Here is a 6161-nt window from a genome sequence, read left to right as displayed (position 1 = left end):
GGTCAAAATAGGAAACTCGCTCTCTCGATTAGTGATGCTAGTTGGGGTGAAACAGTCAGGCAACTTGAATATAAGTGCAACTGGTATGGTCGTACTTTTGTCAAAATTGATCGTTGGTTTCCTAGCTCTAAAAGGTGTGGACATTGCGGTTATGTTGTGGATAAGTTGCCTTTAAATGTCAGAGAGTGGGATTGCCCTAAGTGCAGTACACATCACGATAGAGATGTGAATGCTGCAAAAAATATTCTTGCCGCAGGGCTTGCGGTTAATGTCTGTGGAGCGACTGTAAGACCTGAAGAGAGTAAATCTCGGAAGGCTGGTGCTATGAAGCAGAAACCTAAGTCGTGAGTCTTAGGAATCCCCGTCACTTCAGTGCGGGGTGGATGTCAAAGAGGGCTTAAGCCGCTTTGTTGGAGCAAGTTAAATGAGTCTTTGAAAATCATGACTACACCTAAGCCAAGAAGTAGAACTAATCCCCCCTGCATGACATTATTTTGTAAATCTTCAGGCAGAGGTTTGCCACCACGCAAAGCTTCGATCGCTAGAAATACTAATTGACCGCCATCGAGGGCTGGTAGAGGCAAGATATTAATAATGGCGAGATTTATACTGATAATTGCAGTGAAATCAAATAGTGCCGCCGCATCAGACTTAACTAATTCCGAACCCATCGCCACGATCGCTACAGGTCCTGATAGTTGCGAAGCCGTATTTTGGAAATTGGTTGCTAGTTGTTTCAAGCCTTGGACAGTCATCACCACTAAACGTTCAAAACTTTGGGTCGCGTTGTCAATAGCTTCAGTAAAGTTATGCACAGCACGACGATGGGGCTTGCCCGTAAAGTCCAATCGCACGCCAATTCTTCCCTTCCCATTTTCCCCATCGGGCACGATCGGGAAATGGAGAGTTTGTCCTTGTCGGTCCACTACGAGATCGACCGATTGATTGGCATGTTTGGCAATGAGGGCTTGAAACCGATCCAGAGTCGTGAGGCTAGTATCAAACTTAATATCATTGGCTGACAAAACGATATCACCAGATTTTAATCCTGCTACAGCTGCTGGTGCATTGGGCTCGATTATTTTGGTGATTCTGACACCAGGTAGATCGACCGTACCAATGCCAACACTTAAAGTCATGACTAATAAAACTAAGTAAGCAAATACAAAGTTGGCAATTACTCCCGCACTAATTACGATCGCTCGATCCATAATGGGGCGATTTTTCATCAAATTCGGATCGTTAGCGGGAATATCGCTTTCCTCGTCATCATCGGGAAAGCCAACATATCCTCCTAGAGGAATCGCCCGCAGTGCATATTCTGTCTGTTTACCCTGATATTTCCACAACACAGGACCAAACCCAATCGAAAAACGATTGACATGGATGCCCTGTACGCGAGCCGCCATAAAGTGACCGAGTTCGTGAACCAGAATCAGAATTGCAAGAACAGCAATGGCAGGCAAGGCAGACATAAGCTTCGCTCTAAAAATTTAGATTTTTAATGTTGTATGCAATACATGAATATTGCTTAGCTTGCGATCGTAGCACAACGAAAATGTCTAATGTTTGACAAAACTTTTCGTCCATTATTCAAAGCCCAAGGCGGGAAAAATCCATGCCTATCAATACTTATTAGGGTTTGAATCATTGCCATTACAAAAGCTTATGTTAAGATTAATGTATATAAGTCATAAATTATTGCAATCTTTTAAGTTTTATTAACCAACCTGTTAGTCAATGTGCTGAAATGAACAACACAACTCGTATCGTGGCATCAATCGTACGCCTGCTCCTCGGTTCTGACTCTGCGCCTGTATCCTTAACGCAAGCCTCCCTGCTTTTGCTAAGGGTTGTTCTTGGTACGGTCATGATTCATAACGGTTTTGATAAGCTGGCTGACATTCCTAGCTTTGCAGAAGCCTATGTTCAGGCTATCGGTTTGCCATTCCCAATTTTCTTTGCCTACTGCGCAGCCTTCACCGAAGTAATCGCTTCACCATTGTTAGCCCTCGGTCTATTTACCAGACCCGCAGCATTAGGTTTATTTGCAACCATGCTTGTGGCAAACTACCACCACATCGTGACTGGTGGTTTTTCGATTCCATCCATTGAGTTGTCATCAATTTATGCTGTTTCCTTCGCATTTTTTGTTATCTACGGCGGAGGTAAATACGCGATCGACACCTTACTCGCTAATGCCCTGACTAAGTGGTTAAATTTGCCCGCAGGTATTGCTCCATCCCTATCCACAAAAGCAACCACAGCTAAGTAAATAAGGTCAGTTCGGATTAAGCTGGCAAAATTTAAAATCTCAGAAGTAAAAACCTTGCTACGCAAAACTTTTACTTCTGGGATTTGAGAAATAGTTTGCGTAGCAAACTATTTCTCAAATCCCGTTTCAAATCAGCTAACGTTGGCTGAGCAGAGTCGAAGCCAGAGGTACTTTATTCACTTAAGTCAGGACATCAAACCCAATAGAGAGTTGCGGTGCTTCGCTCCGCAACTCTCTATTGGGTTTGATTTTTGTCCTAATATTACTGACTATAGCTATAAGAAATGGCTACACTATTTCTTAACTTGGAAACCCTTAGGAATTCCATAGTATTTTCTTTATATCCAAAGAAAATGTATATCTGGACGATCTTTTTTTACTTTTTGCGATCGCAACTAACTCGTCCCCATGTGATTTAAAACACATTGGTAATCGTAATTGTTACTTCTTTGATTACTCCTAGCTAAGTCAAGTATTGTCATAATTATTAAAGTTCCTAAAAACAGTATCTTAAGCTACTTTTTGTCTAGGAAAATCATTGCACATAAAGTCTTCTTAAGATATTTAACAAGCTGAGACTCTAGATAAATAACGTCAGTTCTGGTTAAGGTGCCTAGCTATTTAATCCCTTCCCACTAAAAAAACGTCAGTTCTGGTTAAGCTGGCAAATTTTAAAAGCCCAAAAGTAAAAGACTTGCGTAGCAAGTCTTTTACTTTTGGGCTTTAAGAAAGGGTTTGCTACGCAAACCCTTTCTTAAAGCCCATTTCCAATTATCCCGAACTCACGTTAAAAAAATAAACATATAAAACCAAGAAATAGTGGTGCTTTGCCCCGCACCGCTATTTCTTGACTGGGAAGGGAGTAAATGGTTTGAGATATTGACAGCCAAAGTGGATGAATATCTCAAACCATTTACTCTCATCATTTAATATCACCTAATATCACCATTTAATAAGTAGTTCGGCATAATTAAAAATCAAAACCAGAGAGCATATCGCCCGCTACGTCGGCGGTATTCTCTTCTGGGTTTTAAGTTTACTTATGCCTAGCTACTTATCACAAATGAAATAGGATGGCTGTGTCAGGCTCATTTTTTCTGTATCTGTCTAAAGACTGATGCAACGTAAATATTTTCAAGATCGTCTCCTAATTGAAGATGACTACGCTAGAATATGTGCGGATGAGTATTTCTAGATCGCATGTTTGTTTTCAGTATTGACAGTCGTCTTCTGTTTCATCGTGGCAGGCTTCTTTCCGAAATCTCTATCTCTACACATATCTGATTGTTGAAGCAAGTATTATGTCTATTTATGTTGGTAATCTCTCTTATGAGGTTACAGAAGATGATTTAAAAGCCGTATTTTCAGAATATGGCAAAATCACTCGTGTTCATCTACCTATTGATCGTGAGTCAGGTCGTCCCCGTGGTTTCGCTTTCGTAGAAATGACTGAGGAAAAGGAAGAAGATGCTGCGATCGTAGCATTAGACGAGGCTGAATGGATGGGTCGCGCACTCAAGGTTAACAAGGCTAAGCCTCGCGAAAGCTCTGACTCCTTTGGTGGCGGCAGAGGTGGCTTCAAGGGCGGCGGTGGTCGTCCCTCTGGCGGCGGCGGTCGTAATCGCTACTAAATAAATAAAAGGGAAGGGATGCTATGTAGCATCCCTTCCCTTTTAAGGAATCTTTTAAGGAATTATGGAACGCCTTAAGGCAGAACCATCGCCAATAATTCCCAAATTTTGAATGACTTGATGTTTTCTCGCTTCTTCGAGCTTATTTAAGTCGTTGTAATTTACCCAAGCGATGCAGTCTACTGGGCAAGTGTCGATCGCTTCTTGCACCAATTCCTCATCATCGCCATCTTGGGCGATTACTCTAGCGCGTCCGTAGTCTTCTTCTAAAAAAAACGTACTGCTAGCGGTATGGGCACAATGTCCGCAACCGATACATACTGTCTCATCGACAAAAATTGCATTTTGGCGCAGCTCACCACCCAGTTCTGGCTCAAAGCCAGAGCGATCGCTCATTTCTGGCTCTGAGCTGGTAATGACAACAGCATGATCTGAGGAGTTATCCATTCCAACGCTGTAGGACTAGGCGTACTGAGCCGTCTTCACGTACCTGCTGTTCAGCGAGGGAGAATCCTTGATTAGTTGACTCGCCCATGACTGTAGCGATCGCATAGCGCTGAGTTACTTTTCTCAAAAAGCTTTCAACAGTCCAAGGTTGTTGCCAGTACTGCATATCGGCAACTAGTGAATATTCGGAGCCATTCCACTGAAAGCCCACATCATAGCCATTGTCTTGCTCAATTACCAGTTCAGCCTCGGTAGTCGCGCCTTGATGTCCGCGCATGGGAGATGCTCCTGATTTCCAGTTGACACCTAAATCAGTGAGAGCCTTCTGGAGTGGCTCTAGGCTGCGAATTTGGGTTTTTACTTGGCTAAAATGTGACATAGGTTGTATCCTAACTTCGATCTAAACGGCAAATGGACGGAAATTTTGTATTTTAATCTGGTGAAACCTTGGATTCTTCTGTGTGTTACTACCACTGACTAAATCGGGAATCGCCCATGTCTGACACGCGATCGAGTTGCGTAGACGACTGAGATATGACTTGCTGCTGAGCAAAGTTTTCGGAGGTCAGCTCTCGATGAGCCACAATGCCGAGCTTTGCTTCGATCGCTGCTGTCACTTCAGCGCAACTAGAACCGACAATACCAGTCACGCGTTCTTCCACTCGACCATCTGGGTAGATAATAAATTCCAGAGTTTCCATGCTGGTTCTAGCTATTGAATTACTAGACAGTTTGACGCAAAGTTCCTATAAACGTCAAGAAGCCAACCCTGCAAAATTAACAAGCTTTTCTGATACTTGTAATAGAGCGATCGCGATGTTTAGCAGGGATTTTCAGGTTTTTATTAATTAATTAAATTTATTTTAAATTTTTTGAATTTGCCTAAACTGTGACAAGACACTCCTTAAGGAATAGGGGAGAAATTGTTATGCTTCGCAGCAAATGCTCTGATTGGTTAAAAATTGGTTACTCAAACGGGAATTGCAGATCGAGGATTTGGGCGATTGCATAGGGGCATTCCGAGGGTAAGTCAATCAGATCAAGGGGAGTTTCTTTTAAAACTAAGTTAATCCCTTGGCGAAAGCCTTTTTGAGTTGCTTCGTCAAGGTAAGGCTTTAAACTAGGATTCTCATTTAAAATTTCTAAAATTTCATCCCGTTGTTCGCGAATAGTGGCTTTCCAACTCTTACTACGCAATTCTGGTTGATAGTCCCACTTTAGTAAATACCCGATTAAAATTCCTAAACGATTTCGGAGTTCCTGCTTTTGCTGTCTGCCTAACGATAAAATCTCCTCTACCAAATTTTCAATATCTAGCGTCTGCCATTGCCCCAAACGCAATAATTCTGATTGCTCTTGCGTCCAAGCGTAAAAATCTTGTGCATATTGATTAATAGCTCGATTACCATCGAGATTATTAGAGCGATCGCCTTGCAAATTTTGCTTTAAGTCTGATTGCAGCACCAAGATCACCTCATCAATTTAACTACCTTCTAAGCAGTTAAGCATAATTAAAAAACAAAACCAGAGAGCATACCGCCCGCGTAGCGGGCGGTATGCTCTTCTAGGTTTTAAGTTTACTTATGCTTAGCTACTTATTACTTTGCCATACCTCATATCTATAGAGACAGATAGCTTAGATTTGTCACGACTTGCTGCGATGGGAAAAGTTGCCATATCCCCTCGAAGAATCGGCTTTTCAAAAAAGCACTGGAGTTTAGACTAAGAAAGGTAAAAAAGGCAGAGTAAAAGAGATACAAACTGCCTAAAGTAGATGAAAAAGAAAAAGGAACATCTACAGTCATGAT

8 protein-coding genes are annotated in these 6161 nt (G+C 42.0%); 3 read left to right on the top strand and 5 right to left on the bottom strand.

Annotated features, from left to right (window positions below; genetic code table 11):
• The coding region (locus tag PSE7429_RS20915) for an RNA-guided endonuclease TnpB family protein (RefSeq protein ID WP_009629357.1) at positions 1 to 348 on the top strand (348 nt) is incomplete at its 5' end.
• A gap of 38 nt (positions 349 to 386) precedes the next feature.
• Here the strand turns inward: PSE7429_RS20915 and rseP are convergent.
• Positions 387 to 1475, bottom strand: coding sequence for an RIP metalloprotease RseP (rseP, locus tag PSE7429_RS20910; RefSeq protein WP_009629356.1), 1089 nt, complete (start codon positions 1473 to 1475; stop codon positions 387 to 389).
• A 275-nt stretch (positions 1476 to 1750) separates the two neighbouring features.
• Here rseP and PSE7429_RS20905 point away from each other — a divergent pair, with 275 nt between their 5' ends.
• Both PSE7429_RS20905 and PSE7429_RS20900 read left to right on the top strand, forming a co-directional pair.
• On the top strand, positions 1751 to 2275 hold the full coding sequence (locus tag PSE7429_RS20905) for a DoxX family protein (protein WP_009629355.1): 525 nt from the start codon (positions 1751 to 1753) through the stop codon (positions 2273 to 2275).
• 1301 nt (positions 2276 to 3576) lie between these two features.
• Entirely contained in the window at positions 3577 to 3906 is a 330-nt protein-coding gene (locus PSE7429_RS20900) for an RNA recognition motif domain-containing protein (RefSeq protein ID WP_009629354.1), read from the top strand.
• 54 nt (positions 3907 to 3960) lie between these two features.
• Here PSE7429_RS20900 and PSE7429_RS20895 read toward each other — a convergent pair whose 3' ends face one another.
• The 4 genes from PSE7429_RS20895 to PSE7429_RS20880 all read right to left on the bottom strand — a co-directional run bounded on the left by PSE7429_RS20895 (position 3961) and on the right by PSE7429_RS20880 (position 5817).
• Positions 3961 to 4353, bottom strand: a complete 393-nt coding sequence (locus PSE7429_RS20895; protein WP_009629353.1) for a ferredoxin — start codon at positions 4351 to 4353, stop codon at positions 3961 to 3963.
• On the bottom strand, positions 4346 to 4732 hold the full coding sequence (locus PSE7429_RS20890; RefSeq protein WP_009629352.1) for a DUF1257 domain-containing protein: 387 nt from the start codon (positions 4730 to 4732) through the stop codon (positions 4346 to 4348). Before PSE7429_RS20890 ends, PSE7429_RS20895 begins: the two co-directional genes overlap by 8 nt.
• Positions 4733 to 4820: 88 nt before the next feature.
• On the bottom strand, positions 4821 to 5054 hold the full coding sequence (locus tag PSE7429_RS20885; protein ID WP_009629351.1) for a DUF2997 domain-containing protein: 234 nt from the start codon (positions 5052 to 5054) through the stop codon (positions 4821 to 4823).
• A gap of 265 nt (positions 5055 to 5319) precedes the next feature.
• Positions 5320 to 5817, bottom strand: coding sequence for a DUF29 domain-containing protein (locus PSE7429_RS20880; protein WP_009629350.1), 498 nt, complete (start codon positions 5815 to 5817; stop codon positions 5320 to 5322).
• Positions 5818 to 6161 lie beyond the last annotated feature (344 nt).

This window comes from Pseudanabaena biceps PCC 7429, from assembly GCF_000332215.1.
Lineage (GTDB): Bacteria > Cyanobacteriota > Cyanobacteriia > Pseudanabaenales > Pseudanabaenaceae > Pseudanabaena > Pseudanabaena biceps.
Note: the sequence above shows the minus strand (reverse complement) of the source record. Positions and strands in the feature narration are given on the sequence as shown.